Raw genomic sequence first — 290 nt, 5'->3', positions numbered from 1 at the left:
ATGCGATAACCACGGATCTTGACCTGCTCATCAGCCCGACCCAAATACTGCAACTGCCCATCAACACCCCACCGCACCACATCCCCAGTCCGATACATCCGATCCCCAGGCAGACCAAACGGACACGACACAAACCGCGACGCCGTCAACCCCGCCCGACCCACATACCCCACACCCACCCCACGCCCAGCCACATACAACTCCCCCACCACACCCACCGGCACCCGACGCAACCACCGATCCAACACAAACAACCCCGCACCCGGCACCGCCACCCCAATCGGCACCAC

Annotated in this window: 1 pseudogene; it reads right to left on the bottom strand. The window is 63.1% G+C overall.

What is annotated here, in order from left to right:
- Positions 1-290, bottom strand: a pseudogene (locus tag ACRCUN_RS34310) (long-chain fatty acid--CoA ligase); the annotation flags it as partial.

It is taken from the genome of Mycobacterium venezuelense (assembly GCF_054919535.1).
The sequence above is the reverse complement of the archived record's forward strand: the minus strand, read 5'-3'. Positions and strand labels throughout refer to the sequence as shown.